Annotated in this window: 22 protein-coding genes; 9 read left to right on the top strand and 13 right to left on the bottom strand. The window is 55.6% G+C overall.

Annotated features, from left to right (window positions below; translation table 11 throughout):
• The first annotated feature begins 276 nt into the window (after positions 1-276).
• The 5 genes from ACL2XG_RS11285 (at position 277) to ACL2XG_RS11265 (ending at position 10,441) form a co-directional block, all read left to right on the top strand.
• Positions 277-3,147: a M66 family metalloprotease gene (locus tag ACL2XG_RS11285; RefSeq protein WP_413722148.1), complete on the top strand. Its 2,871-nt coding sequence runs from the start codon at positions 277-279 to the stop codon at positions 3,145-3,147.
• 375 nt (positions 3,148-3,522) lie between these two features.
• The gene (gene acnB / locus ACL2XG_RS11280) at positions 3,523-6,120 is read left to right on the top strand and encodes a bifunctional aconitate hydratase 2/2-methylisocitrate dehydratase (protein WP_410016392.1); all 2,598 of its coding nucleotides are present in this window, start codon (positions 3,523-3,525) and stop codon (positions 6,118-6,120) included.
• Between the two features lie 451 nt (positions 6,121-6,571).
• Positions 6,572-7,873, top strand: a complete 1,302-nt coding sequence (locus ACL2XG_RS11275) for an ankyrin repeat domain-containing protein (RefSeq protein ID WP_413722149.1) — start codon at positions 6,572-6,574, stop codon at positions 7,871-7,873.
• Between the two features lie 249 nt (positions 7,874-8,122).
• Entirely contained in the window at positions 8,123-8,485 is a 363-nt protein-coding gene (locus ACL2XG_RS11270) for a YacL family protein (protein WP_410016390.1), read from the top strand.
• Positions 8,486-8,656: 171 nt separating this feature from the next.
• On the top strand, positions 8,657-10,441 hold the full coding sequence (locus ACL2XG_RS11265) for an ankyrin repeat domain-containing protein (RefSeq protein ID WP_413722150.1): 1,785 nt from the start codon (positions 8,657-8,659) through the stop codon (positions 10,439-10,441).
• 25 nt (positions 10,442-10,466) lie between these two features.
• Here the strand turns inward: ACL2XG_RS11265 and speD are convergent, their stop codons facing one another.
• From speD to ACL2XG_RS11250, 3 genes are all read right to left on the bottom strand, one after another.
• Complete coding sequence (gene speD, locus ACL2XG_RS11260; RefSeq protein ID WP_413722151.1) at positions 10,467-11,261, bottom strand: adenosylmethionine decarboxylase; 795 nt, start codon at positions 11,259-11,261, stop codon at positions 10,467-10,469.
• 28 nt (positions 11,262-11,289) lie between these two features.
• Positions 11,290-12,153, bottom strand: a complete 864-nt coding sequence (gene speE, locus ACL2XG_RS11255) for a polyamine aminopropyltransferase (protein ID WP_413723546.1) — start codon at positions 12,151-12,153, stop codon at positions 11,290-11,292.
• Positions 12,154-12,277: 124 nt separating this feature from the next.
• Complete coding sequence (locus ACL2XG_RS11250; protein ID WP_410016387.1) at positions 12,278-12,625, bottom strand: YacC family pilotin-like protein; 348 nt, start codon at positions 12,623-12,625, stop codon at positions 12,278-12,280.
• A gap of 300 nt (positions 12,626-12,925) precedes the next feature.
• Here ACL2XG_RS11250 and hpt point away from each other — a divergent pair, with 300 nt between their 5' ends.
• Entirely contained in the window at positions 12,926-13,459 is a 534-nt protein-coding gene (gene hpt, locus ACL2XG_RS11245; RefSeq protein WP_410016386.1) for a hypoxanthine phosphoribosyltransferase, read from the top strand.
• Positions 13,460-13,510: 51 nt separating this feature from the next.
• Here hpt and can read toward each other — a convergent pair whose 3' ends face one another.
• Positions 13,511-14,167 (bottom strand): carbonate dehydratase, encoded by a 657-nt coding sequence (gene can / locus ACL2XG_RS11240; protein WP_410016385.1) that lies wholly within the window; start codon positions 14,165-14,167, stop codon positions 13,511-13,513.
• A 109-nt stretch (positions 14,168-14,276) separates the two neighbouring features.
• Here can and ACL2XG_RS11235 point away from each other — a divergent pair, with 109 nt between their 5' ends.
• Both ACL2XG_RS11235 and ACL2XG_RS11230 read left to right on the top strand, forming a co-directional pair.
• A complete protein-coding gene (locus ACL2XG_RS11235) occupies positions 14,277-15,212 on the top strand; it encodes an ABC transporter ATP-binding protein (RefSeq protein ID WP_413722152.1) in 936 nt (311 codons plus the stop codon).
• Positions 15,212-15,979 carry an ABC transporter permease gene (locus tag ACL2XG_RS11230; protein WP_410016621.1) on the top strand — a complete coding sequence of 256 codons (768 nt, stop codon included), beginning with the start codon at positions 15,212-15,214 and terminating at the stop codon, positions 15,977-15,979. Before ACL2XG_RS11235 ends, ACL2XG_RS11230 begins: the two co-directional genes overlap by 1 nt.
• Before the next feature lie 49 nt (positions 15,980-16,028).
• On the opposite strand, the gene panD is transcribed toward ACL2XG_RS11230, so the two are convergent.
• The 9 genes from panD to thpR all read right to left on the bottom strand — a co-directional run bounded on the left by panD (position 16,029) and on the right by thpR (position 23,272).
• Positions 16,029-16,409: an aspartate 1-decarboxylase gene (panD, locus tag ACL2XG_RS11225; RefSeq protein WP_410016383.1), complete on the bottom strand. Its 381-nt coding sequence runs from the start codon at positions 16,407-16,409 to the stop codon at positions 16,029-16,031.
• Positions 16,410-16,526: 117 nt separating this feature from the next.
• Positions 16,527-17,381 (bottom strand): pantoate--beta-alanine ligase, encoded by an 855-nt coding sequence (gene panC / locus ACL2XG_RS11220; protein WP_410016382.1) that lies wholly within the window; start codon positions 17,379-17,381, stop codon positions 16,527-16,529.
• A 15-nt stretch (positions 17,382-17,396) separates the two neighbouring features.
• On the bottom strand, positions 17,397-18,191 hold the full coding sequence (gene panB, locus ACL2XG_RS11215; RefSeq protein WP_410016620.1) for a 3-methyl-2-oxobutanoate hydroxymethyltransferase: 795 nt from the start codon (positions 18,189-18,191) through the stop codon (positions 17,397-17,399).
• A gap of 133 nt (positions 18,192-18,324) precedes the next feature.
• On the bottom strand, positions 18,325-18,831 hold the full coding sequence (folK, locus tag ACL2XG_RS11210; protein WP_410016619.1) for a 2-amino-4-hydroxy-6-hydroxymethyldihydropteridine diphosphokinase: 507 nt from the start codon (positions 18,829-18,831) through the stop codon (positions 18,325-18,327).
• 35 nt (positions 18,832-18,866) lie between these two features.
• Positions 18,867-20,288 (bottom strand): polynucleotide adenylyltransferase PcnB, encoded by a 1,422-nt coding sequence (pcnB, locus tag ACL2XG_RS11205; RefSeq protein WP_410016618.1) that lies wholly within the window; start codon positions 20,286-20,288, stop codon positions 18,867-18,869.
• Between the two features lie 48 nt (positions 20,289-20,336).
• Positions 20,337-21,257 carry a tRNA glutamyl-Q(34) synthetase GluQRS gene (gene gluQRS / locus ACL2XG_RS11200; protein WP_413722153.1) on the bottom strand — a complete coding sequence of 307 codons (921 nt, stop codon included), beginning with the start codon at positions 21,255-21,257 and terminating at the stop codon, positions 20,337-20,339.
• An 82-nt stretch (positions 21,258-21,339) separates the two neighbouring features.
• Positions 21,340-21,795 (bottom strand): RNA polymerase-binding protein DksA, encoded by a 456-nt coding sequence (dksA, locus tag ACL2XG_RS11195; RefSeq protein WP_162363932.1) that lies wholly within the window; start codon positions 21,793-21,795, stop codon positions 21,340-21,342.
• A gap of 197 nt (positions 21,796-21,992) precedes the next feature.
• Complete coding sequence (gene sfsA, locus ACL2XG_RS11190) at positions 21,993-22,700, bottom strand: DNA/RNA nuclease SfsA (RefSeq protein ID WP_410016380.1); 708 nt, start codon at positions 22,698-22,700, stop codon at positions 21,993-21,995.
• A gap of 44 nt (positions 22,701-22,744) precedes the next feature.
• Positions 22,745-23,272 carry an RNA 2',3'-cyclic phosphodiesterase gene (gene thpR / locus ACL2XG_RS11185; RefSeq protein WP_413722154.1) on the bottom strand — a complete coding sequence of 176 codons (528 nt, stop codon included), beginning with the start codon at positions 23,270-23,272 and terminating at the stop codon, positions 22,745-22,747.
• 125 nt (positions 23,273-23,397) lie between these two features.
• Between thpR and hrpB the strand changes: the two genes are divergently transcribed.
• A complete protein-coding gene (gene hrpB, locus ACL2XG_RS11180) occupies positions 23,398-25,863 on the top strand; it encodes an ATP-dependent helicase HrpB (protein ID WP_413722155.1) in 2,466 nt (821 codons plus the stop codon).
• Positions 25,864-25,907: the final 44 nt, after the last annotated feature.

Genomic DNA, 25,907 nt, shown 5'->3' with positions numbered 1-25,907 from the left:
GGTCCGAGCGCCACTAATTTAGCTAACGCATTCCGGAGAAGCGTCCAATCTGAATACAGAATAGTTTTGTCTCTGATCACAAATTTAAGCATGATCGTCTCGAATTGCATATATTAGCAGAGGATAACATAGAGATACTAAATTTTGAAATTGATTAGAATGCAACCAAATGCCATACTCACTGAATATAAACACTTAATATAGCCATGGAATATAAGCATTGTCATATGCCTTTATCCATCTATTTAATTAGAGATGTTATATGAGGTAAGCATAATGGAAATATTAAATAACTTTGCATTTGATGAATTACCGGCAACAAGTGATCTCACTGGTAATTTTGAAGCCAGAATATGTTATGCGCAAAATATTACGTTGTATCAAAGAGCAACCCCGCATGATATCCGTCCGCGTTTGGTGGCCCAACGAGATACCCTATTACTGGTACAGCCCCGAGTAACGCTTCCGCCATCGATTTCCGTAACTGGAACGCGTGCTGATGGCGTTAGACTCGGTGTTTTGGACCTGGTACCCCCTGCTCAGTTGCCGACGGTTGATTCACCTGCTATCACAAATATAATTTATGCTCGCAATATGTGGTCGGTTATATTACCCGCGACTTGGATAAACCCTGGTCTAAGGCTTTTATTTGAAGCCGGCAATCAATCTGGTAGTCTAAATAATATTGTTATTGGTGCTCCCAATGAAGTGATTATCCAAACAATCGATATCGGAATGTTGGTAACCCCCCGCGATCGTTTTGATTTTGCTAATCAGCCCAGTTTACATCGAGATTATTATCAAAAAATTCCCGTTAGCCGTCTTATTGTTGGAGAATACGAACCCATCCATCTTACACGTGTAGTCATGCCAAATGGTGTCATCTATACAAGCCAATCGGCGGACAATGGTAGTTGGCATACAGGGGATATGCGTGAATATATTGGTAAGTTTCTGATATCCCAAGGTATCAATTGCGCAAATTATGGTATTAATAGCTCTGATGGGTCTATTGAAATACCGGATAATTATGTTGCATTTCAAATTACTGCGCATAATTCACGTGGGCGCTATCAGAATGGAATTATAGTACATGGTGGAAGCGGTGGAAATGGAATGCTTACTATCGAAGATTCTTCAGGAGAAGAATGGAGTCATGAAGCAGGCCACGCATATAGCCTCGGTCATTATCCTGGACAATGGCGAGGTTCATCCCATCAACGCCCTAGTGTTAATGGTGTTAACGCCGCATGGGGTTGGGATCGCGATCTTAACCGATTTATCGCCAACTTTTTCTGGGATAAAGGAGGAAACCAAAATTGTTGCGGCGGTAGTATTCCCCCCTTCCAAGGCAACCGTTTTAATACTGATGTGATGGCATCAGGACATGCAAGTTCTCCTTTATCTTATTATGCGTTACATACGCCATATGTCCTTAATGTCATACAAAATTTTATTGAGCGGCACGCTGTTTTCTCAAGCAGTTCACCGACTGGTTTTAAAATTTGGGATCCACAAAGTCTGAGATATATTAATTACGTTAACTATGTCAGGCCACCTAGTGTTATTATTTCCCATCAAGCGCAGTTTAATGCTATAGCCAATGATACCAGTGGCAACTTTATCAGAACACAGCTTATACGCATGGGCATTGTGCAACTAATACCCAGTAACGGTAATTGGATTCGTAATGTTCATCTCCCTACGGCAGACGCACAACTCGAGGGTAGCATCGTTTGGGTAGATAGTGATGCACAATCAGATATGTTTATTATTATTGGTAATCAATCTCATCGAGTCTCATACAGGAATAGTAGTATTTTTATAGTAAGAAATAGGAATTGGATAATACTCGCTGACAATTTACCCTTTAACTCGAATACTCTTGAGATTATTTTACAACAAGAAGAAAAGAGAGCGTGCCCCCATCGTAATAAAAATAATTGTGAAGATAAATGCGATTGTGAGCGTGGCTGCGGTTCAGTGTCAAATAAAAATGAAGGAGATTTTGAAAATGCCAATTGTGGCGTTAAAACTGTAAATGGCTTAATTGATCCAAATGTCATGTTGCCCTTTTATCCACCTATTTACACAGATGATACTATTTATCGCATCGACACTCAACAACAATTGACGCGGCTGGGGAATGATCCTTCTGGTGCTGAACTAAGCACTATTTTACAAAGATTTCAAGAAGTTGAAATTATAGTTCGTGATGGTGCATGGACCAGTAATATTAGCTTTCCTGCTGCAAGAGCGATTAGCCTTGGTCGGATTATTTCTTTCACTAACCGGGCAACATGGGACGTGACGGTGATGGTTAATAATACTCCCATTATCTATAGAACTGGGGATTCGACACGCTATGTGGCTGAAAATAATCTTTGGCACTCGCGTGAAAAAAATGATGCGTTAGGAACGCGGGTACCTCGCCAATTTGGCGTTCCGGTAACGACGGTAGTGGGTTATTATGACCCCGAGAGAATTCTACCTACAACTATTTATCCTGCATTGCATGGTGGTTATGGTTTTATTTATTCTTCCTCCCAAAATGTCAGTCCGCTTGAATGCTATTTGCGGGTGACTACGTCAACAGATATTATTCATTATCAATTAGCAAGAGGCCGTATTAACCCTGCTGGAATGAATAAATTCCATATCAATATCAGGCAGATAGACCGGGCCGCCAGAGCGGATATTATTATAAGAAATGTTATTGTTACCTCGTTAACGCTCAACCCTCCAACAACCAGATTGGGTTACACAGTCAATGGATTATCCTCTCGTTCAATGAAGTTTATAAATGGCAAGGCTAATATTAATGAATTAAATAATTTCCCGGAGAAATTATTTGGTTACTTAGCGGAAAATTTTACTGTCAATATCCAGCTCACTAAGACCGATCGGTTGGATATGTTGAAATTGCCTCCTTTCGCGTACAATGGTCAACGTGTGGAGATCGCAGGAAATTCGGGTTCTCCAACAAACGTGATTTTAGACGATAAACAGCAATATATTATTGCGCGTGGTGAAGTCGCAAAATTTATTTTTATAGAGGATGCCTGGCAAAAGGAGATAGATAGCCCAATGAGTTCTCAGGAAAACGCCGCTCTGAATACTGAAAATGATTTATCGTCAGATACCTAAAATCGGCACTCATAGCCGACAACTTCGGGTATATTGGCTGCGATGAGTGCATTTTAATTCAGGTCAAGACTTTTTAAAAACGAACTGAGGTAAATTTTGAATTAACGCACTTATCCATTTATTGTGGCATCCAAAAATTCGATGCTGCCTATGTCGCTTTCGGGTAGGCGTCCACATCGTATTTTTGGCAACGGTCTGTAGTTGTAACTATAAAATAGTGTTAATTTAACACAGTAAAATCAGCGCCATAGCCTTAACGTTTCAGCTAAAAATTATGTTGCTTAGTTGTAAACAAATTAACAGTACGGTCAAATTCTGTTAGACTGCCGAGAGCAATAAAAGTGAGCAATGACTTATTAAAGCGAGGAGATCGTCGTGCTAGAAGACTACCGTAAGCACGTGGCCGAACGTGCTGCCCAGGGGATTGTGCCAAAACCTCTTGACGCTGCGCAAATGGCGGCGCTGGTGACACTGCTGAAAAATCCGCCGACCGGCGAAGAAAATTTTTTACTGGATCTGTTAACTAACCGTGTTCCCCCAGGCGTAGACGAAGCGGCCTATGTCAAGGCCGGTTTCCTGGCCGCCGTCGCCAAAGGCGACGCGCACTCTCCGCTGCTTACGCCCGCCCGGGCGGTTGAATTGCTCGGCACCATGCAGGGCGGATACAATATCCAGCCGTTGGTTGACGCGCTGGATAGCGAGACCCTGGCGCCGATTGCCGCCGATGCGTTGAAACACATGCTGCTGATGTTTGACAGCTTTTTTGATGTTGAAGCCAAGGCCAGGGCCGGCAATGTCCACGCTCAGCGGGTGATGCGGGCCTGGGCCGACGCCGAATGGTTCCTGTCGCGCCCTGCGCTCGCGGAAAAAATCACCGTGACGGTATTTAAAGTCACCGGTGAAACCAATACCGATGACCTGTCGCCGGCGCCCGATGCCTGGTCCCGGCCGGATATTCCGCTGCACGCCCTGGCGATGCTGAAAAATGCCCGCGACGGTATCGATCCCGATCAGCCCGGCAGCGTCGGACCTATCAAACAAATTGAAGCGCTGAACCAGAAAGGCTTCCCGCTGGCCTATGTGGGCGATGTGGTCGGCACCGGCTCCTCGCGCAAATCCGCCACCAACTCGGTGCTGTGGTATATGGGCGACGACCTGCCTTACGTGCCGAATAAGCGGGGCGGCGGCGTGGTGCTGGGCAGCAAGATTGCGCCGATTTTCTTTAATACCATGGAAGACTCGGGCGCGCTGCCCATCGAGGTTGATGTCTCCGAGCTGAATATGGGCGACGTGATTGATATCTATCCGTTCAAGGGGGAGATTCGCGCCCATGATACCGACCGGCTGCTGGCCACCTTCGCGCTCAATACCGAGGTGCTGGTGGACGAAGTGCGCGCCGGCGGCCGCATTCCGCTTATCATCGGCCGTGGATTGACCGCGCGCGCCCGTGAATCCCTGGGCCTGCCGCCCAGCGAAATATTCCGCCATGCCCGGGCCGTGGTCGCCAGCGACAAGGGATTTACCCTGGCGCAGAAAATGGTCGGCCGCGCCTGCGGCGTGGAGGGCATCCGCCCCGGCCAGTATTGCGAGCCTAAAATGACCTCCGTCGGCTCGCAGGATACCACCGGCCCGATGACCCGCGATGAGCTGAAGGATCTGGCCTGCCTGGGCTTCTCCGCCGATCTGGTTATGCAGTCGTTTTGCCATACCGCCGCCTATCCGAAACCGGTGGATGTGGAGACCCACCATACCCTGCCGGACTTTATCATGAACCGCGGCGGCGTTTCGCTGCGCCCCGGCGACGGTATTATCCACTCCTGGCTGAACCGTATGCTATTGCCCGACACCGTCGGCACCGGCGGCGATTCCCATACCCGCTTCCCCATCGGCATTTCGTTCCCGGCGGGTTCCGGCCTGGTGGCGTTTGCCGCCGCCACCGGCGTCATGCCGCTGGATATGCCGGAATCGGTCCTGGTGCGTTTCAAGGGGAAGATGCAGCCCGGCATCACGCTGCGCGATCTGGTGCACGCCATTCCGTATTATGCCATCCAGCAGGGACTGCTGACGGTGGAAAAGAAGGGTAAGAAGAACATCTTCTCCGGCCGTATTTTGGAAATCGAGGGCCTGCCGGAGCTGAAGGTGGAACAGGCGTTTGAACTGGCGGACGCCTCGGCGGAACGTTCGGCGGCGGGTTGTACCATCAAATTGGATCAGGCGCCGATCGTCGAATACCTCAGTTCCAATATTGTGCTGCTGAAGTGGATGATAACCGAAGGCTACGGCGATCGCCGCACCCTGGAGCGCCGCATCAAGGGCATGGAAAGCTGGCTGGCCGATCCTCATCTGCTGGCGGCGGATGCCGACGCGGAATATGCCGCCGTGATTGAAATCGATCTGGCGGATATCAACCAACCGATCCTGTGCGCGCCGAACGACCCGGACGATGCCCGTCTGCTTTCCGAGGTGGCCGGCAATAAAATCGACGAAGTGTTTATCGGCTCCTGCATGACCAACATCGGCCACTTCCGCGCGGCGGGTAAATTGCTTGACCAGCACAAAGGCCAGCTGCCGACCCGTCTGTGGGTGGCGCCGCCGACCAAAATGGATGCCGCCCAGTTAACGGAAGAAGGCTATTACAGCATTTTCGGTAAAAGCGGGGCGCGCGTCGAGATCCCCGGCTGCTCATTGTGCATGGGCAACCAGGCGCGTGTGGCCGAAGGCGCGACGGTGGTTTCCACCTCTACCCGCAACTTCCCCAACCGATTGGGCAACGGCGCGGATGTCTACCTGGCTTCGGCGGAACTGGCGGCGGTAACCGCGCTGCTGGGACGTTTACCAACGGTGGAGGAATATTTGCAGGCCATTGCTCTGGTGGATAAAACCGCTGCCGATACGTATCGCTACCTGAACTTTGACCGGTTGACGGAGTATACCGACAAAGCCGACGAGGTGATTTTCCAGACGGCGGTGTAACTGGGTAATGCCTGGGATACGCAAACGTAACCCCCGGCGCTTCGATCCCACGGCCAGCCATTGCGGCTGGCCGTTTTTTTAGGGTTGAAAAGCAGAAGCGACTTTAAATTTTCAACGTAAGCTATGTGAAACAACCACCGCAATTCTAAAGTGGGCAAATAGGGTTTATATTTTATGTCACTTTTGATTTACCCGATAAAGTGCAAGGCACGGAGGTCTCTCTATGAATGCAGGCGTTTATCCTTGTTTATTAGCGAACGGCGCAAATTGCGCGCCGGGCGATAATTCCGCACAAAGTTATACCGGCGTTAATCGAATAGGGAATATTTTGAAAAATGTTTCCCATTCTGCAATTTCCTTGCAAAACCTGCCGGTCTCTTTTCCTTTTACTCTGCCGGACGCGCCACCTTGCGCGACGCCCGGAAATGATCACCATGAAGCGACCTCCGCTATGCCGCTGGATCCTGACGCGATGGCGGAAATAGTATTAGCCCGCAAAGATAAAATTATGTATGCCGGGCATTATGCCGCAAGAGGGCGTAAGCAGAAAAGAGAAACCGAGTTGGAAGCAGCCCTGGCGCTCGCCAATAATAATCCGTACGGAGAAGTACCGTTAATTTATGCGGCCAGCGTGGGCATGGGCGAAGTGGTCAAAACGTTTATATCGCAAGGGGTAAGCGTTGAAATAGCCGCAATCAGATGGCCGCATAAAGGGATGTTGCCGATACATGTCGCCACGGTTAATAACCAAAGTGCAGTGGTGGAAATATTACTGGATGCCGGCGCTCAGATCAATGCATGCTGGGTGGGGATGACGGCGTTAATGCTTTCTGAAGAATTCGCCGAGAGTGATATTTCAGTCACCCGGCTGCTTCTGGACAGAGGCATCGATTATGACGCCAGGGATTTTAAGGGCAACACCGCCCTGATGTATGCCGCGCGCTTGAATCTTTATGATCATTTTATGGCGATATTCGCTGCAGGCGCGGACCTTTGGTTGCTGAATAACCGTGGCGAGAGCGTATTTTTGGTGGCTTCACGCGCCTGTGATATGCGCATTGCCGCTTTTTTGCTGGCGCAAGGCGCGGATGTCAATGAAACCGACAATACCGGTTCGACGGCCATGGATTCCGCAAGGGCCATGCATCAGCTGGATATGATTACGCTATTGACGCAAGCGTATCAGAGTAATGACGCGGCGCCGGCGACGGCCGCTGTCGAGACCACCCGTCGCAAGCCGCCGACCACCAGCGCGCCTGCGCCGCCGCAGACTATCCTGCGCCCGCGCGGACGCTCCCCCGGCATTGTACCGCAAACCGGGCTGCCCCATACCCCGGCCAGGCCCGGCATAAGCGACGATATTCCAGACCGGCCCGCGGAACCGCTGACCCCTTTTATGATGGCGGCGAAAAAAGACGATTTGAAATTGATCGATGCCCTGCTGGCAAACCGGACGGATATTAACGAAGTTAACGCCATTGGCCGTACGGCGCTGATGCAAAGCGCCGAACGCGGCGCCAAGGTGACGGTCAATGCGCTATTGCTACGCGGCGCGAACGCTACGCTCGTTGATAATAACGGCCGGGACGCACTATTTTACGCCGCGCGGCGCGGTCATACGCCGGTTATGGCGTTGCTGCAACATCATAGTGCCGCGACGTCCGGCGCCGCGGGTCCCTCCGGCATTAACGGCATAAGGTTTGCTAATTTAATCAATAAAATAAAGCGTTTGAGCCAGTTATTTTTCCAGTAGCTGTGGCTTTTTTCAGGGATAGGTTTTTGTTCGCGGCCAAACGGGTTATACCAATGGTTTATACCTGACGATGTGGCTGAAGGGCGGGCCGGCGCGTCATTCTCCCCCCTTTAACGCTCACGAGCGCGGTAAAACACAACATAGCTAACGATCTTATGCCGGTAAACGGGTAAAATAACCGTTACTGTACGGGCCTGCGCAGAAATTATCTGCCATCTCCCGCAATTGGCTGAGTATGGGCGGACGGCTATGGATTACGCGTTTCAACGGGATATCACCGGTCAGGTAAGAGTGACCTTTTCCATGGGGCATGAAGCCGTGGGACATTGGCTTAACGAAGAGGTCAAGGGCAATCTCGTGTTATTGGACGAGGTGGAGGGGCATATCAAGCGGTTGGCCGGCGGCCAGGACAGTTGGCAATGCGTCGGGCATGAGTACACTTTCTGGACCGATGGCGATGAGGTGATAATCCGCGCCAATGAACTTGCCTTTGTGAACGACGAACTGGAGGAAGGCATGAATTATTATGATGAAGAAAGCCTGTCGTTATGCGGGACCGATGATTTTTTGCAGGTTTTACGGCATTATCGCGATTTTAGTCTGTCCCGCTAACCCGCTGGGTATCATCCGATCCGGCTGCGACGTCGTTTGTTTTATTTCTAAATAAGAACGTAACGATAAAAGTTATTCCCAGATTATCCGCCATGGCAACGAGTAGTGAAATTCAAAAAATAGTGTGCCTATGACATGATGGCGATGAAAAAATGATCATCAGGTGTCGCTATGAATTCTAACTCAATTAATTCAGGTGAAATTAATCAAGCTCACTTGGAAGGAACATATCATTCTGCTGATGGCGAAAAGCCAGAAAAAGCATATTGGACAAAATTAAAGAAGCTTTCCGCCTGTGTTAATTTGTCTGTCAACGTACACACAGTAACAAACCCTCCTGCCGGTAATGATGGCGCACATCCGCTTAACCTTTGCCACGACGGCGGTCTAAAACGTCCCGCCGTCGTGGCGCCGGCGGCGCCCGCCGTTTCTTGCGCCGTGACGGCGCAAACGCCATGCGTGCCTGACCACTCGCCCGCCAAAAAAAACAGGCTTGGCCAACCCACGGCGCCGCCCGGTGTGCAGCACCGCGGCCATCAGGTCAATATTGCCCGCATAACGCCGTTGACCGGCCAACCCTCTCCCCTATTCCCGCCTGTGGAGGGGACCTTGCCGGCCTTGAGGGGGGAGCATCGCCAGGAAAAAAGCCTGAGTGTGCTCGTGGCGGCGGCCTATCTGGGCAGGGCGGATATTATCGCGGACATGGATAACCATGGCGTCAACCCCGAGATTTGGCATGGTCTGTTAAGGCGGGCGTTGTGTCATGCCTGCCTCTGCGGCGATGAGGCCTTGGTCCGCTTGTTCCTGAGTCATGCCAGTGCGGAAATCATCAATAGACCTGACTGCGAGGGTATAACGCCGCTGATGTATGCGATTTCTCACAATCAAATACCGGTGGTACGCCTGTTGCTGGCAAACGGGGCCAATCCAGATGCTAAAACCAAACAGGGGTTGACGGCCATGATGTTGGCCACCATGACCGGCAACGATAAGATAGTAGGTTATTTATTGGATTATCACGCCGACATCAACGCCGTTAATTTGATGGGCGCCTCGGCGCTGATGATATCTATTCAATATAATACTGAGCAACTTTTTTATTTATTACTGTCACAGGGTGCCGACCCTTTGCAAAGCGATTACCTGGGCCACGACGCTATGATATATGCCGCCATTTATGGTCGGCCAAGCATAATGATTCATTTGCTTAATAAAAATATCCGCCCTGACATGACGGATAGGAGGGGGTTTACACCTTTAATGCATGCCATTGGACAGCATCAGGAAACAATAGTAAAAATATTGATAAGCAATGGCGCCAATGTGAATGCGCAGGATATTTTAGGCACCACGCCTTTGATGTTGGCGGCTCATGCCTCCTGTGAAGATATCATCAAAAGACTTATCGAACACCAGGCCGATGTTTCCCTGACGGATTGTCTAAATCGCACGGCGCTGATGTATGCCGCCGTCAATGTCAATGACGTCATTTTAGCTACCCTTTCGCGTCAACCCTGCAATATCAATGCCGGCGATATCTATGGTGACACGGCGCTGGCATTTGCTTTGCAGCGCGGCGATGCCGCGATCATTAATGTCTTGTTGGAACGCGGCGCCGACCCCTTTATCAAAAACGCTTTCGGCTATACCAGCCTGATGTATGCGGCGCGCTATGGTGATAGCGACATTGTCAGGTCACTGCTGGACCGGAATCTTAACGTCAATGATATCGGCTGTGATGGCAGGACGGCGCTTAGCATTGCCGCTGCGCGGGGACATGTCGATATTGTCCGGCTGCTGATTGCGCACGGCGCCAACGGCGCAATAGCCGATAGCCATTGCCAGACCGCCATGGATTATGCCCGCTGTTATGGCCATAGGGCGGTGATTAAATTGCTGGCGGCAGGGGCTCCGGAGAGCGCAGGTAGGGAGGAATATTCCGGCTACGAAGCCTGAGCCGGTCCGAACACCTACCGGCGGGTCATACCACCGGCAGGTTGCGTCCGTAATAAATTTCCCGCATTTCTTTATACAGCAGGTCCGTGATCTCCTTGCGTTCGCTGGGGCTCAGATCTTCCGGCCTGGCATTGAACAGATAATGCTTTAAATCAAAATCCTTCAGCATCATCTTGGTATGGAAAATATTTTCCTGATAGATATTGACGTCCATCATGTGATACTGCGCCTTCATATCTTTCGATAGAAAGTTCTGTATTGAATTGATTTCATGATCAATATAATGTTTTATGCCATTGATATCCCGGGTAAAGCCTCTCACCCGATAATCCATGGTAACGATATCCGATTCTAATTGATGTATCAGGTAATTGAGCGCCTTCAACGGCGAAATCACGCCACAGGTTGAAACTTCAATATCGGCGCGGAACGTGCAAAGGCCGCCTTCCGGATGGCTTTCCGGATAGGTATGCACGCAGATATGGCTTTTATCCAGGTGCGCCACCACCGATTCCGGCAACGGCCCCGGGTGCTCCGATTTATCGATGCTGAGCGGATCGATAGGATCTTCGCTGACCAAAATGGTGACGCTTGCGCCTTGGGGTTCATAGTCCTGCCGCGCGATATGCAGGATGTTGGCGCCGATCATCGCGCAGGTATCGCTCAGGATCTCAGTCAGGCGATTGGCATTATATTGTTCGTCAATGTAAGCGATATATCCATCACGGTCGTCCGCCGTTTTGGCATAACAAATATCGTAAATACAAAAACCCAGGCTCTTGGTTAAATTATTAAAGCCGTGTAGTTTTAACTTCTGCAATTGAGTTCACCCCCTTATGGCTTGCGTCTCAGCGTGCTGACGACAAGGCATTGAGTAAATACTGCGGCAGGGCAAAGCTGCCGTGATGAATAGCTGCATTATAATAGCGGCATTCCAATTTCGCAGCGGAGAAGCGCGCCTTCAGCGTGACGGCGTCCAGCTGGCGCAGCGCCGGGTCCTGACTGGCCCAGGCGAAGGTCATCAAACCGCCGTAGTAGGTCGGTATCGCCGCCTGGTAGAAGCTGACATCGCTGAAGTAATGGCTGAGTTTGCGGTGGCTGTGTACCGCCTCGTCCTGCTGTAAAAAACACACCCCGTTTTGGGCGACAAAAATGCCGCCTTCATTCAGGCACCGCGCGCAGCCCTGATAAAAATCAGACGTAAACAGGCTCGATCCCGGCCCGATAGGATCGGTACAGTCGGAGATGATCACATCAAAGGTGTCGTCGGTGGCGCCGACAAAATTCACGCCGTCGTCGATAACCAGATGAAAACGCGGATCGTCGAACGAGCCGGCGTTGTGCCCCGGCAGATATTGCCGGCAGAAGGTGACGACGCCGGCGTCGATTTCCACCATGGTCACGCTTTCTACGCCGGGGTGCCGGCAGACTTCACGCAGCATGCCGCCGTCGCCGCCGCCGATAATCAGCACCTTGCGGGCGTTGCCGTGGGCGATAAGCGGTACGTGGGCCATCATTTCGTGATAGATAAATTCATCGCGTTCGGTGGTTTGCACCACGCCGTCCAGCGCCATAACGCGGCCAAACGCGGCGTTGGCGAAAATCACCAGATCCTGATGCGCGGTTTTTTCCCGGTACAAGATAGCGTCCACGTGAAAATACTGCCCGAAATTATCATGCAGCGTTTCGTACCAGATGTCGTGTTGTGGCATGTTGGGATGTGACATGTTGAGCTAACCCTCGGCGAAAACCGCCATGAGAAAACGGCGCAACATAATAGCTAACTCCGCCCCACCTTGCACGGATGATTTTCACACAAACAGGATTTAAAACTCTTTATTTTGCGTAGGCGAGCAAACTAAGGGAATTTGTCGCCAGGCTTTCGCATTTCTTCGGCGTGGGAATGGCGATGCCGCTAAGATCGCGATAGCTGTCTTCTCCCAGGGCGCGCATGTCGAAACTGGCATAGTTGCTGAGGTCCCAACGGTTTTGTTGGGCAAAAATCAGGATGGCACGCCGGATTTGTTCATTGGGCATGTCGGTATAACCACAGTTGTTCTTCAGATAAACAAACACGGCGGTTAAATCGGCCATGTCTTCGGCTTCGGGTTCGGATAAGGCTTGTGACGCGGTTGAAAAACCCAGCAGCCCGAGCAACAGCGTCACCAATAGGGTGTATTTCATGTGAAAACCTGAATCATTCGTTATAGGTTGACGTTATCATATTTAATGATTTTCGCCCTAAGTTTTATTCTGCAGCCGCATTTTTGGCGGTGAAAACCGCTTGATGAAAGTATGGAGCAAACCTGGCGGATTGTCCCGCGCGCGGTGGGTAAAACCGCTAAGATTGCTGATACGCGCGGTGGGCTTGAGCGGGAAGGGCGGGCACGAAGAGCCGTGCAAACCTTGTGTCCGCGCATCGCATGCGCCTGGCGGTTATGCTAAAATTCGCCTCTTTTCAACTTTCTGTAATGTGATCCCGCTATGAAACACACCGTGGACGTCATGATTTCCGCCGGGGAAATCGCTGACCGGGTCGCGCAGCTTGGCCATGATATCAGCCTGCATTACCGCGACAGCGGCAGTGAGATGGTCCTGGTCGGCCTGTTGCGTGGCTCTTTTATGTTTATGGCCGACCTTTGCCGCGCCGTGACGGTGCCGCATGAAGTGGATTTCATGACCGCCTCCAGCTATGGCAGCGGCATGAGCAGCACGCGCGACGTTAAGATTTTGAAGGATCTTGATGAGGATATCCGCGGCAAGGATGTGCTGATCGTGGAAGATATCATTGATTCCGGCAACACGCTAAGTAAAGTGCGCGAGATCCTGCAACTGCGCCAGCCGAAATCCCTGGCTATCTGCACCTTGCTTGATAAGCCGGATCGCCGCGAGGTGCAGGTGCCGGTGGAGTGGGTGGGCTTTGCCATCCCCGACGAGTTTGTGGTGGGATACGGTATCGATTACGCGCAGCGCTACCGGCATTTGCCTTTTGTCGGCAAGGTCGTGCGTCAGGATTGACCGCCAGGCGGCGGTCCTTGGCGGTCTCAGGGATGACGCACGGGTAGCCGGCTATTTGCCGTGCTGTTGCAAAAGCGTGGCGATGCCCTGGCGGTAGCGCTGTTCCAGCGTCTCCCGGCTGGTGGCGGAGACGTCCATATTACGCAGCAGGCCGTCGTGTATGCTGTATACCCAGCCGTGCAGCTGCACCTTCTGGCCGCGTTTCCAGGCCGAGCGCATAATGGTGGAGTGCCCCAGGTTGTAGACCTGCTCGATAACGTTGATTTCACATAAGGTGTTGAGGCGATCCTCGGGATGAAGCTCCCCCAGCATTGAGCTATGCTTGTACCACAAATCGCGGATATGCAGCAGCCAGTTGTCGATCAATCCCAGTTCCGGATTGTCGATGGCGGCCTGTACGCCGCCGCATCCGTAATGGCCGCAGATAATAATATGCTCGACTTCCAGTACGTCCACGGCGTACTGCACCACCGACAGGCAGTTGAGATCGGTATGGATAACCAGGTTGGCCACGTTGCGGTGCACAAACAGCTCCCCCGGCTCCAGGCCGGTCAGCCTCTCCGCCGGCACCCGGCTATCGGAACAGCCTATCCAAAGGAATCGCGGCTTCTGGGCCAGCGCCAGACGCTCGAAGAAACCCGGGTCTTCTTCTTTGAGATGCTTAGACCAAGTTTGGTTGTTGCTGATAAGGTCCGTGATGTCTTTCATTGTGGTTTTTAGCCCGTAACGACGTAGTGCGATGCGTTAATATAGGTCAACCGTGCGTTTTTTTAAATCAGTTCGTCACATCCATTGAGAATAAGGTAAGTCGTTATCTATGACATATGCATTGGAGTTGGAGAAGTTGACCAAGACCTACGCAGGAGGCGTACAGGCGCTAAAAGGGATAGACCTTAATGTGGAAGCGGGGGATTTTTATGCGTTGCTGGGACCCAATGGCGCGGGTAAGTCCACCACCATCGGCATCATCAGCGCGCTGGTCAATAAAACCTCCGGCAAGGCGCGCGTATTCGGCTACGACATCGATAAAGATATTGTGAATGCCAAACGCCAGCTGGGCCTGGTACCGCAGGAATTTAATTTTAATCCGTTTGAAACCGTCTGGCAGATTGTGGTTCACCAGGCCGGTTATTACGGCGTGGAACGCAAAGTGGCGGAGAAGCGCGCCGAGAAATACCTCAACCAGCTGGATTTATGGACCAAGCGCGACGAGCGCGCGCGCATGCTTTCCGGCGGGATGAAACGCCGCCTGATGATCGCCCGCGCCCTGATGCACGAGCCTAAGCTGCTCATCCTCGATGAACCCACCGCCGGCGTGGATATCGAGCTCAGGCGTTCGATGTGGGGTTTCCTGCGCGATTTGAACGGCAGCGGCACCACCATCATCCTGACCACCCATTATCTGGAAGAAGCGGAAATGCTGTGTCGCAATATCGGCATTATCCAAAGCGGCGAACTGGTGGAAAATACGTCTATGCGGCTGCTGCTGTCCAAGCTGAAATCAGAAACCTTTATTCTCGATCTGGCGGCCAAGAGCCCGTTGCCGCAATTACAGGGGTATCGCCATCAACTGCTGGACACCAGCACCCTGGAAGTGGAGGTGATGCGGGAACAGGGGCTGAACAGTTTGTTCGGCCAGCTCAGCTCCCAGGGGGTGCAGGTGTTGAGTATGCGTAATAAAGCCAACCGGCTGGAAGAGCTGTTTGTCACGCTGGTAAAAGACGACCGGGCCAGCAGGAGGGCCAAATTATGATGCATCTTTATTGGATCGCCTTAAAGAGTATCTGGCGTAAGGAAATAAACCGCTTCGGCCGGATCTGGATCCAGACGCTGGTACCGCCGGTGATTACCATGGCATTGTATTTTATTATTTTCGGCAATCTTATCGGATCGCGCATCGGCGAAATGCATGGCTTTTCGTATATGCAGTTTATCGTGCCGGGCCTGATTATGATGGCGGTGATTACCAATGCCTATACCAATGTGGCCTCCTCGTTCTTCAGCGCCAAGTTCCAGCGCAATATAGAGGAACTGCTGGTGGCGCCGGTGCCCACGCATATCATCATCGCCGGCTATGTGGGCGGCGGGGTGGCGCGCGGCATTTGCGTCGGCATTTTGGTTACCGCGATTTCGTTGTTTTTCGTGCCTTTCCATGTGCATTCATGGTGGGTGGTGGCGGTGACGCTTATTTTGACGGCGGTGCTGTTCTCGCTGGCCGGCCTGCTGAACGCGGTGTTTGCCAAAAGCTTTGACGATATCAGCCTGATCCCGACCTTTGTGCTGACGCCGCTGACCTACCTGGGCGGGGTGTTTTATTCCCTGACGCTGTTGCCGCCCATATGGCAGGCCATATCCAAGCTCAACCCCGTCGTCTATATGATAAGCGGCTTTCGTTTCGGTTTTCTGGGCATCAGCGACGTGCCGCTGGCGTTTACGCTGTCGGTGCTGGTGGTGTTTATCGTGGTGTTTTATGCCTGGTGCTGGTATTTGATCCAGCGCGGCAGCGGGCTGCGGACATAGGTAAAGGACGGCGGCGCATTTTTGCCAGAGGATGCGCCGCCGGGCGGCGTCAGGCCACCTGTACCGGTACCGCCTTGGCGGTGCGTTTCAGCTGGTTCTGGTCGTCGAAATAGGCCACCAGAGGCCGATGGCCGCGCGCCTCTTCATCCGGCATCTGCACGTAGGCGCAAATGATCAGCAAATCGCCGACGCAGGCGCAGCGGGCGGCCGCGCCGTTGACGGAAATAATGCGCGAGCCGCGCTCGGCGGCGATGGCGTAGGTGGAAAACCGCTGGCCGTTGTCGACGTTGTAGATATCGATAGCCTCATACTCCAGGATACCCGCCGCTTCCAGAAAGTCCTGATCGATGGCGCAGGAGCCTTCATAGTGCAAATCCGCCTGGGTCACGTGGACCCGGTGCAGCTTACCTCTTAGCATGGTGCGTTGCATAACGTTAAACCTTTGTACTTTCCCCGCCGGGGAGTGAAAACGCAAAATCGCCTTGGGACATCCACGCCAGTATTGACGATAGCCTCCCGGCTGTCCACAGGCCTGAGTGCTGCCCCATTACAACGTTAAATCCACCTGGGCGTTGTCAATTAAACGCGCCTTGCCCAGCCAGGCGGAAAACAGCACCACCGCGCGCGCGCTGTCCACCGTGAGCGGCTGCAAGGTATCGGCGTCGCGAATATCCAGGGCATCCGGCTGCAGGCCGGCCTGGCGCAGCCGTTCCGCCGCCTGTTGCAGCAGGGTATCGGTTTGGCGTTCGCCGTTTTTCATCTGCCCGATAAGCTGTTCCAGCACGCTGTGCAACCGGGGCGCTATCTGGCGCTCCCCGGCGGTGAGATAGCCGTTGCGCGAGCTTAGCGCCAGGCCGTCGGCGGCGCGCACCGTCGGTACGCCGACTATCTCGATGTCATAGCCCATATCCTTCACCATTTGGCGTATCAGCGCCAGCTGCTGGTAATCCTTCTGGCCGAAACAGGCGATATCCGGCTGCACCAGGTTAAACAGCTTACTGACAATGGTGGCTACGCCGCGGAAATGGCCCGGGCGGATGGCGCCTTCCAGAATAGCGGAAAAACGCGGCACATCCACAAACGTCTGGCTGGCGAGTCCGTCCGGATATATAACCGCCGCTGCCGGCGCAAACACCGTATCAACGCCGCGCCGGGTCAGCTTTTCGCAATCTTCCTGCAGCGTGCGCGGGTACGCCGTGAGATCTTCGGGGCGATCGAATTGCATCGGATTGACGAAGATACTGACGATAACAATATCGGCACGGGCGCGGGCTTCATCCACCAGGGACATATGCCCATCGTGCAGATTCCCCATGGTCGGCACCAACGCAATACGTTTACCTTCCTGCCGCCACTGCTTAACAGCCTGACGCAGTTTCGGCGGGGTTTCGATAATCAACACGCCTATCTCCTGTCGTTATTGAAAACTGTGTTCCAGGCCGGGGAAAATACCCTGCTCGACCTCTTCGATATATAAACGCACCGCCGGGCGGATATCACCTGCCTGGGCCAGGAAATTCTTGACGAATTTTGGCGTCCCTTGGCCGGTAATGCCCAACGCGTCCTGCATCACCAGGATTTGCCCGTCGGTGACATTGCCCGCGCCGATGCCGATCACCGGTATGGCCAGCGCCTCGGTGACCCGCTGCGCGAGCGCCACGGGCACGCATTCCAGCACCAGCAGCTGCGCGCCGGCCTGCTCAAGCGTCAGCGCGTCCTGTAATAACCGTTCCGCGCTGTCGCTGTCGCGGCCCTGCACTTTATACCCGCCGAAGATATTCACCGATTGCGGCGTCAATCCCAGGTGGCCGCACACCGGCACCGCCCGTTCGGTCAAACCGCGCACGGCGTCAGCCAGCCAGCCGCCGCCCTCCAGCTTGACCATATTGGCGCCGGCACGCATCAGCACGGCGGCGCTGTCAAAGGCCTGCGCCGCCGTCGCATAGGACATGAACGGCAAATCCGCGAGCAGCAGGCACTGGGGCGCGCCGCGGCGCACGCACCGGGTATGGTAGGCAATCTCTTCCACCGTCACCGGCAGCGTGGAAGTCTGGCCCTGCATGGTCATGCCCAGAGAGTCGCCCACCAGCATGACCTGAATGCCTTCTTGCTCAAACAGGCGGGCAAAGCTGGCGTCATAGGCGGTCAGGGTGGCGAACTTGCGTTGCTGCTGTTTCCAGGCGCGCAGATGCGAAATGGTGGTCGGTTTCATCATAACCTCGGTCAGGCCGGTAACGCATAATTGAAATGAAGTGGCGCGTTATTCTAAATGAAGGCGGGGACAGGAGATAGTATTGTCTGAGCAAAACGTGCGGCAATGGAGGGGATGCGCGGAGAAGGGGAGCTTACCAGCGGCGCGCCCGGTGTTCATTATCCCAGAATTCCAGGCCGTTGCGCCCGGTGCGCGCCAGCAGGTCCGCCAGCGCCTCGCCGTCGGGCAATACCAGGTCGGGGGCGAGCTCCGCCAGGGGATAAAGCACGAATTCACGGTGCTTCATATCATAGTGCGGCACCGTCAGCCGGGCGGTATGAAGCCGCAGGCCGCCGAACAGCAGGATATCCAGATCGAGCGTGCGCGGCCCCCAGCGGTCGGCTTTGCGCACCCGCCCCTGCCGCCGTTCGATGCGCTGGGTGTGATCGAGCAGCTGTTCCGGCGTGAGCGCGGTGTCAAGGGCGACGACGGCGTTGAGGTAATCGGGCTGGTCCTGCGGTCCCAGCGGCCGGCTGCGGTAAAAAGAGGAGCAGGCGTTCAGCCGGGTTTGCGGCAATTGGGCGAGGGCGTCCAGCGCGGCGTTAACCTGGTCAAGCGGATCCGCCAGGTTGCTGCCGATAGCCAGCCAGACTCGCGTCATCGGCACGCCGGACAGCGGCGCTGCGCCAGCCATGGTTAAGCCGGATCGCGATGCGGCGTACGGCGGCGCGGACGGCGCGGACGCGGACGGGCGGTGGCGTCGTCGTCAAGGGTGGTGAGCAGGGACTTCTGCCGCGGCGGCGCGGCTTCCTGGAACTCGCGCCACCATTGGGTCAGCCGTTGCAATTCGGCGCTGTTTTCGACGTCGGCGCGCAGCGCCAGCAGATCGAAAGCCGCGCGGAATTTTGGATGCTCCATCAGCTTGAAGGCGCGTTTGCCCTGGCGGCGCGACAGGCGCAGCTGCAGCTGCCAGATATCGCGCATCAGCGTGGTCAGGCGTTTGGGAATGGCGAGCGAGCGGCACTGTTCGTCAAGAATATCGTTCAGCGCCAGCGAAAACGCGTCGAAATAGGCCAGGCCGCCTTCCTGCGTCAGCTTCTGCGCCTGTTCGAGCAGGGGGTACCACAGCATGGCGGAGAACAGGAATGCCGGATTGACCCGCATGTCGTTCTGGATGCGATGATCGGTGTTTTTCAGTACCTGGGTGACCATCTGCTCCATAAAACTGTCACCCTGTTCGGTGAAGTTGCGGCTGATGAGCGGAAACATGGGCTGGAACAGCTGATATTCGCACAGCAGGCGGTAGGTCGGTTCGCCGTAACCGGCCTGCAGCAGTTTAAGCGATTCCTCGAACAGCCTGGCCGCCGGGATATCGCGCAGCAACGACGCCAGGCGCGGGATCGGCTCGGCGGTGGCCGCATCGACGGTCATGTTCAGCTTGGCGGCAAAACGCACCGCCCGCAGCATGCGCACCGGATCCTCGCGGTAGCGGGTTTCCGGATCGCCAATCAGGCGCACCACGCCTTCCTGCAAATCGCGCAGGCCGCCGGTATAGTCGCGCAGCGTAAAGTCGGCCACGCTGTAATAGAGGCTGTTGATGGTGAAATCGCGGCGCTGGGCGTCTTCCTCGATGGAGCCGAAGATATTGTCGCGCAGCAGCATGCCGTTTTGTCCTTGCAGCGCGGCGGCGGGGGCCTGCACCGCCGACCCGGCATCAACGTCATCGGGCACGTGGGTCAGATGATGGCCGCGAAAGGTCGCCACTTCGATGATTTCCGGTCCGAACATGACATGGGCGAGGCGAAAACGCCGGCCCACCAGACGGCAGTTGCGAAATAACTTGCGCATCTGTTCGGGGGTGGCATCGGTGGTAATGTCGAAATCCTTCGGTTTTCTACCCAACAGCAGGTCGCGCACGCCGCCGCCGACCAGATAGGCCTCGTATCCCGCTTTATTCAAGCGGTAAAGCACTTTCAGTGCATTTTCACTGATCTCTTTACGGGAGATGGTGTGCTGGTCGCGCGGGATAATCGTCAAAGGGCGTCTATCCTCTGGTGCCGCCGCCACGGTTTCCCGGCTCAGCACCTTACGGCAGAAGTTGGCTACTCGGGTAAAAATAGTACACCTCAATAGTAACAAATAAACGGGAGCAACAAAAAACAGCGGCTAATCATAGCTCACCCCGGGTGTTTTGAGAACGTCTGGGGCGCATGTCGTGCCCGATGGCGAAATCGGTATGGATGCCAGGGACCAATGCATAATAGCCCAGTCTAACATACTCTCAAGGGTCAAATCCCGCCACCCTTGTGCTACCGGTTGATTTAAAAAAACTAATGCGTCGGCAAGCGTTGGCCGGGGGTCCCCCTGCGGCAACGGCGGCGCATGATTCTGCTTGGATAATTTGGCGCCCGTGGGCGTCAACGCCAGCGGTAAATGAATATATTCCGGTTCTTTATAACCTAATTGACGGTAGAGTGCCAATTGCCGCACGGTAGGCTCGATTAAATCGGCCCCGCGCACGATTTCGGTCACGCCGAGCGCCGCGTCGTCCACCACGACCGCCAGATTGTAGGCAAACAGACCGTCGCGGCGGCGGATAATAAAATCTTCCCGGGCCAGATCGGGGTCGGGGTAGATATCACCGCGCAAACGGTCATGGAAATGTGACACGGGGGCTATCTGGCGTAGGCGGATGGCGGCATTTTGCGCCGGCAGGCCGAGCGTGCGGCAATGACCGTCGTAAATGCCGCCCAGTTCCTGAATGCGGGCGCGGGTGCAGCGGCAATGATAGCTTAGCCCGCGCGCGCGCAAATCCGCCAGGACGTCAAGGTAAGCCGCGTGGCGTTGGGATTGGAAGCATACGGGGCCGTCCCAGTGCAGGCCGTAATGGGCCAACTGGCGTAAAATGGTATCGGCGGCGCCGGGGACTTCGCGGGGAGGATCGATATCTTCGATACGCACTCGCCACTGCCCATGCGAGGCGCGGGCCTGGAGAAAACTCCCCAGGGCCGCGACAAGCGAGCCAAAATGCAAGGCGCCTGAAGGCGAGGGGGCAAAACGCCCCATGTAGGTGCTGTGCGCAGCCATAACTCAGGAAAGGCGAATCCGTACAGTTACCGCGATGCCGTGGTCCGTTCCATGGGCGACATCGCGGCAATCTGGATTGATTTTACCCTGCCATCTGCTTTTCGCGGATTTCAGCCAAGGTCTTGCAATCAATGCATAAATCAGCGGTCGGCCGCGCTTCCAGGCGGCGAATGCCGATTTCCACGCCGCATGAGTCGCAGAAGCCGAAATCTTTGTCTTCTACTTTCTTCAGCGTTTTTTCGATCTTCTTGATCAATTTTCGTTCCCGATCGCGGTTACGCAGTTCAAGGCTGAATTCCTCTTCCTGCGCGGCCCGGTCCACGGGATCCGGAAAGTTGGCCGCTTCATCCTGCATATGCGAAACGGTACGACCCACTTCATCTCTGAGCTGGTTGCGCCATGCGTCGAGGATGCGCTTGAAATGCAGCAACTGGGCCGCATTCATATACTCCTCGCCCGGTTTCTGCTGGTACGGTTCCACCCCGGCGATGGCGAGAATGCTCAAGGAGGATGTCTTACGGTCTTGCCCTTCTTGCATGTTGCTTCTCCTTCATAACACGCACTATCGATCCCCAACGTGGGGAAAAAAACAGGCCGCTATAAATAACAGATGACGTTGAGGTTGGCAATTATTCCTGACGCCTACTTGACAAGAGTGTGAAGAAAGGCGTATCTGGCGGGCGGTTAAACTAAGGAAAAACGGGATGATTTATCCTTTTTTTCCAGAAAAGCCGCCTACGAAATAAATAACGGTAAAGCATTTTTCAGCACAATACCGTCCGGGGATAACTGCGCGCCATAGCAAAATACTTCCACGCCATGTTGCTGCGCCTGCAATACTAAATCGGCATAATGGGGGTCGATGTGCCGGGCGGGCGCCACCCGGGTGATTCCGGAGTGCAACACCGCAAAAAACAGTACGGCACGGTGACCCATTTCTGCCATTGCTTGTAGTTCTCGTAAATGTTTTTGTCCGCGTATCGTTACCGCATCGGGAAAATACCCCCACTCCTGTTGCAGTAATGTGACGGATTTCACCTCAATATAGCAGTTTGCGCGATTTTCCGCTGCTAATAACCAATCAATCCGACTATTTTCTACGCCATAACGCACTTCGGCAGTAAGTGTAGTATAGCCCGACAATTCGGGAACGGCGTCGGCGCGCACCGCCTCCGCCAGCAGGGCGTTGGCGCGCAGAGTATTCACTCCTATCCATTGACCACCGGCGGTTTCAGTTAGTTCCCAGCTATGCGGATATTGACGTTTACGGTTGTCTGAAGTCGAATACCACACTGTATCCCCGGGCACGGCGCAGCCGGTCATGGCGCCGGTGTTGGCGCAATGGATAGTCAGCTCCTCGCCCTCCGGGGTGACCACATCCGCCAGGAAACGTTTATAGCGCCGCACCAGGCGGGCGGATTTTAATTCTGGACTGAATCGCATGACATTTCCGTATAAGAGTTTTGCCGTCTCCCCCTCTCGCCAGGTCAGGCGAGCGGCCAGCTATCGAGCAGCATATAGCGGGCGCGCCCGTTGTCAAATAGCGAGGCGTACAGGCCGAAACTCCCGACCGCCATTTCCCATCCCGGCGTGCCGGACGGCAGCGCCACCGCCTGATGGGCCTGGCGCAGCAGCGTGACATGGGGATGGTACGGCAGCGGGCTTTGATAGCAGCCGTTGCGGGCCGCCTGCGCGCGCAGCCACTGCGCCAACTGCAATAACCCGCGCGGCGCGCGCTTCATGCCGAGCCACACCACGCCGGAGCCGGGCCAATGTCCGCAATCGTCCAGGGTCAGGGTAAAGGGCTTTTGTTGCAATCTCATGGCGGCGGCGCGCAGGGCCTGTTCTTTGCCGGCGCCCACGTCGCCCAGGAACGCCAGGGTGATATGCAGGTTGGCCGCCGCCACCGGCCTGCCGGCCTCATAGGGAAAACGGGCGGCGCGCCAGTCGATAACCGCCTGGCGGACGCTATCGGGCAGGGCAATGGCAAAAAACAGGCGACGGGTGGAGGTCATGGCGGTCCCGGCTGGTGTCGTGGATGATTGACCGTTTCCCCTGGCCGGCCTCGGTCGCCGATACCAGGGAAACGCGGCGAAGATTCTGTTCTTCAATCAAGCGATGCTACAATGCCCGGCCCAGAATGTTAATCTTTAACGGAGATGTCGTGACGTTATTACCGGTCGCCGCCGTAGTCGATGAGTTGCTGCAAGCGTTGCAAGGCGCCGCGCAGGTTCTGCTGCACGCGCCCACCGGCGCCGGCAAATCCACCTGGCTGCCGCTGGAAATCCTGCGGCGCGCCGGCCTGCCGGGGCGTATCCTGATGCTGGAGCCCCGGCGGCTGGCCGCCAAAAACGTGGCGCTGCGCCTGGCCGAACAACTGGACGAAACGCCCGGCCAGACCGTCGGCTACCGTATGCGCGCTGAAAGCCGCGTGGGGCCGCATACCCGGCTGGAGGTGGTGACCGAAGGCATCCTGACGCGCATGTTGCAGCAGGATCCGGAGCTGTCCGGCGTCGCCCTGGTTATCCTGGATGAATTCCATGAACGCAGCCTGCAGGCCGATCTGGCGCTGGCGCTGCTGCTGGATGTGCAGCAGGGACTGCGCGCCGATCTGCGGCTGCTTATCATGTCCGCCACCCTGGATGACCGGCGCCTGCTGGCGCTTCTGCCCGCCGCGCCGGTTATCCGTTCCGTCGGCCGCAGTTTTCCGGTGGAGCGGGTTTTTCATCCGCTGCCCTCACAGTCCATCCCCGTCCAGGCGATTGCCGCGGCGGTCAGCGAGATGCTGTCATCCCATACCGGCTCGCTGCTGTTGTTTTTACCCGGCGTGGGGGAGATCAACCGCGTGCAGGCTTTGCTGTCTCCCCGGATCGGGGCGGAGGTCGATCTTTGCCCGCTGTATGGCGCCCTGACCCTGGACGAACAGCAGCGGGCCATCCGGCCGGCCCCGGCGGGGCGGCGCAAGGTGGTGCTGGCCACCAATATCGCCGAGACCAGCCTGACGATCGAGGGCATTCGCCTGGTGGTGGACAGCGGGCTGGAGCGGGTCAGCGAATTCGATGCCAGGAACGGGCTCAGCCGCCTGGTCACCCAGCGCGTCAGCCAGGCGTCCATGGTGCAGCGCGCCGGCCGTGCCGGCCGCCTGTCCCCCGGCGTGTGCTGGCACCTCTTTAGTCAATCGCAGGCGGAACGCGCGCCGGAACACGGCCGGCCGGAAATTCTGCAAAGCGATCTCAGCGGTTTTTATCTCGAATTACTGCAATGGGGCTGTACCGACCTGCTGACGCTCTGCTGGCTCGACCTGCCGCCAGAACCCAACCTGGCCGCGGCCCGCCGCACCCTGCGCCAGTTGGATGCCGTCGATGGGGCGGAACGCCTGACGTCCCTGGGGCGCAAAATGGCGCAAGCAGGCTGCGAACCGCGCCTGGCGGCCATGCTGTGCCATGCGCGCGACGATGACGATAGCCTGGCGACGGCCGCGCTGCTGGCGGCCATTATCGAGGAACCGCCGCGCGCGGGGTCGCCCGATATGCGCGATGCGCTCGCGCGCCCGCAGTCCCACTGGCTGCGACGCGCCAGGCAACTGGCCAAACGGCTGTCGCCCCGCTGGGGCCGGCCGGACGCGGCGCTGGCGCCCGCGCTGCTGGCCTGGGGATTTCGCGATCGCATCGCCCGCCGGCGCGACGCCACCGGCCGGTATCAACTGGCCAACGGCCTGGGCGCGGCGCTGGCTCCCGACGAGGCGCTGTCGGCGATTGAATGGCTGATCGTGCCGGGGCTGATGCAACTGGGGCAAAATGCCGACGCGGCCATCCGGCTGGCGCTGCCGGTGGATATCGCCGCGCTGGTGGCCGCCCGTCCCGACTGGCTGACGGTCACCACCGCCATGCGCTGGGATGAGGAAAAGGGCAGCCTGCGCGTGCTCAGGCGTGAACAGATCGGACAATTGATGTTACGCGAGCAGCCGCAGGCCAGGCCTTCCGGCGAGGTGATGCGGCAGGCGCTGCTCAACTGGATTGGCGAGCAGGGCCTGTCGGTGCTCAACTGGGACGGCCCGGCGCAGCAGCTGCGCCAGCGCCTGCTGTGCGCCCGCGACTGGCTGCCGGAGGCGGACTGGCCTGTGGTGGACGACGACGCGCTGCTGGCGGCCCTGCCGCTATGGCTGCAGCCGTCCCTGCAGGGCGTGCATGACGTGCGCGCCCTGCGCCAGGTGAATCTCGGCGAGGCGTTATTGCGCCTGCTGGACTGGCGATTGCGTCAACGACTGGATACTGTGCTGCCCAGCCACTACACTGTGCCCACCGGCAGCCGGCTGCCGGTGCGTTACCAGCACGGCGAGCCGCCGGTGCTGGCCGTGAGGATGCAGGAAATGTTCGGCGAGCAGGCCAGTCCGCTGCTGGCCGAAGGCCGTGTGGCGCTGGTGCTGGAGTTGTTATCGCCCGCCGGGCATCCGTTGCAGATTACCCGCGATCTGGCGGCGTTCTGGCAGGGGGCCTACCGCGAGGTGCAAAAAGAAATGAAGGGGCGTTACCCCAAGCATGTCTGGCCGGATAATCCGGCCATTGCGGTACCCACCCGGCGCACCAAAAAGTATCAGCAGGGTTGATTTCAGAGGTTTCCTCTTCCGGATAAGATGGTGGAGGAACAGAG

The organism is Sodalis sp. RH24 (assembly GCF_047324145.1).
In the GTDB taxonomy this organism is placed as follows: domain Bacteria; phylum Pseudomonadota; class Gammaproteobacteria; order Enterobacterales; family Enterobacteriaceae; genus Acerihabitans.
Note: the sequence above shows the minus strand (reverse complement) of the source record. Positions and strands in the feature narration are given on the sequence as shown.

Coding starts and splice junctions, on each gene's coding strand:
- gluQRS (WP_413722153.1), bottom strand. CDS start 21,257: ATGGCTGCGCACAGCACCTACATGGGGCGTTTTGCCCCCTCGCCTTCA.
- sfsA (WP_410016380.1), bottom strand. CDS start 22,700: ATGCGATTCAGTCCAGAATTAAAATCCGCCCGCCTGGTGCGGCGCTAT.
- ACL2XG_RS11230 (WP_410016621.1), top strand. CDS start 15,212: ATGCATCTTTATTGGATCGCCTTAAAGAGTATCTGGCGTAAGGAAATA.
- ACL2XG_RS11275 (WP_413722149.1), top strand. CDS start 6,572: ATGCCGCTGGATCCTGACGCGATGGCGGAAATAGTATTAGCCCGCAAA.
- dksA (WP_162363932.1), bottom strand. CDS start 21,795: ATGCAAGAAGGGCAAGACCGTAAGACATCCTCCTTGAGCATTCTCGCC.
- can (WP_410016385.1), bottom strand. CDS start 14,167: ATGAAAGACATCACGGACCTTATCAGCAACAACCAAACTTGGTCTAAG.
- ACL2XG_RS11285 (WP_413722148.1), top strand. CDS start 277: ATGGAAATATTAAATAACTTTGCATTTGATGAATTACCGGCAACAAGT.
- ACL2XG_RS11270 (WP_410016390.1), top strand. CDS start 8,123: ATGGATTACGCGTTTCAACGGGATATCACCGGTCAGGTAAGAGTGACC.
- hpt (WP_410016386.1), top strand. CDS start 12,926: ATGAAACACACCGTGGACGTCATGATTTCCGCCGGGGAAATCGCTGAC.
- hrpB (WP_413722155.1), top strand. CDS start 23,398: ATGTTAATCTTTAACGGAGATGTCGTGACGTTATTACCGGTCGCCGCC.
- ACL2XG_RS11265 (WP_413722150.1), top strand. CDS start 8,657: ATGAATTCTAACTCAATTAATTCAGGTGAAATTAATCAAGCTCACTTG.
- ACL2XG_RS11250 (WP_410016387.1), bottom strand. CDS start 12,625: ATGAAATACACCCTATTGGTGACGCTGTTGCTCGGGCTGCTGGGTTTT.
- speE (WP_413723546.1), bottom strand. CDS start 12,153: ATGCCACAACACGACATCTGGTACGAAACGCTGCATGATAATTTCGGG.
- ACL2XG_RS11235 (WP_413722152.1), top strand. CDS start 14,277: ATGACATATGCATTGGAGTTGGAGAAGTTGACCAAGACCTACGCAGGA.
- panB (WP_410016620.1), bottom strand. CDS start 18,191: ATGAAACCGACCACCATTTCGCATCTGCGCGCCTGGAAACAGCAGCAA.
- thpR (WP_413722154.1), bottom strand. CDS start 23,272: ATGACCTCCACCCGTCGCCTGTTTTTTGCCATTGCCCTGCCCGATAGC.
- folK (WP_410016619.1), bottom strand. CDS start 18,831: ATGACGCGAGTCTGGCTGGCTATCGGCAGCAACCTGGCGGATCCGCTT.
- panD (WP_410016383.1), bottom strand. CDS start 16,409: ATGCAACGCACCATGCTAAGAGGTAAGCTGCACCGGGTCCACGTGACC.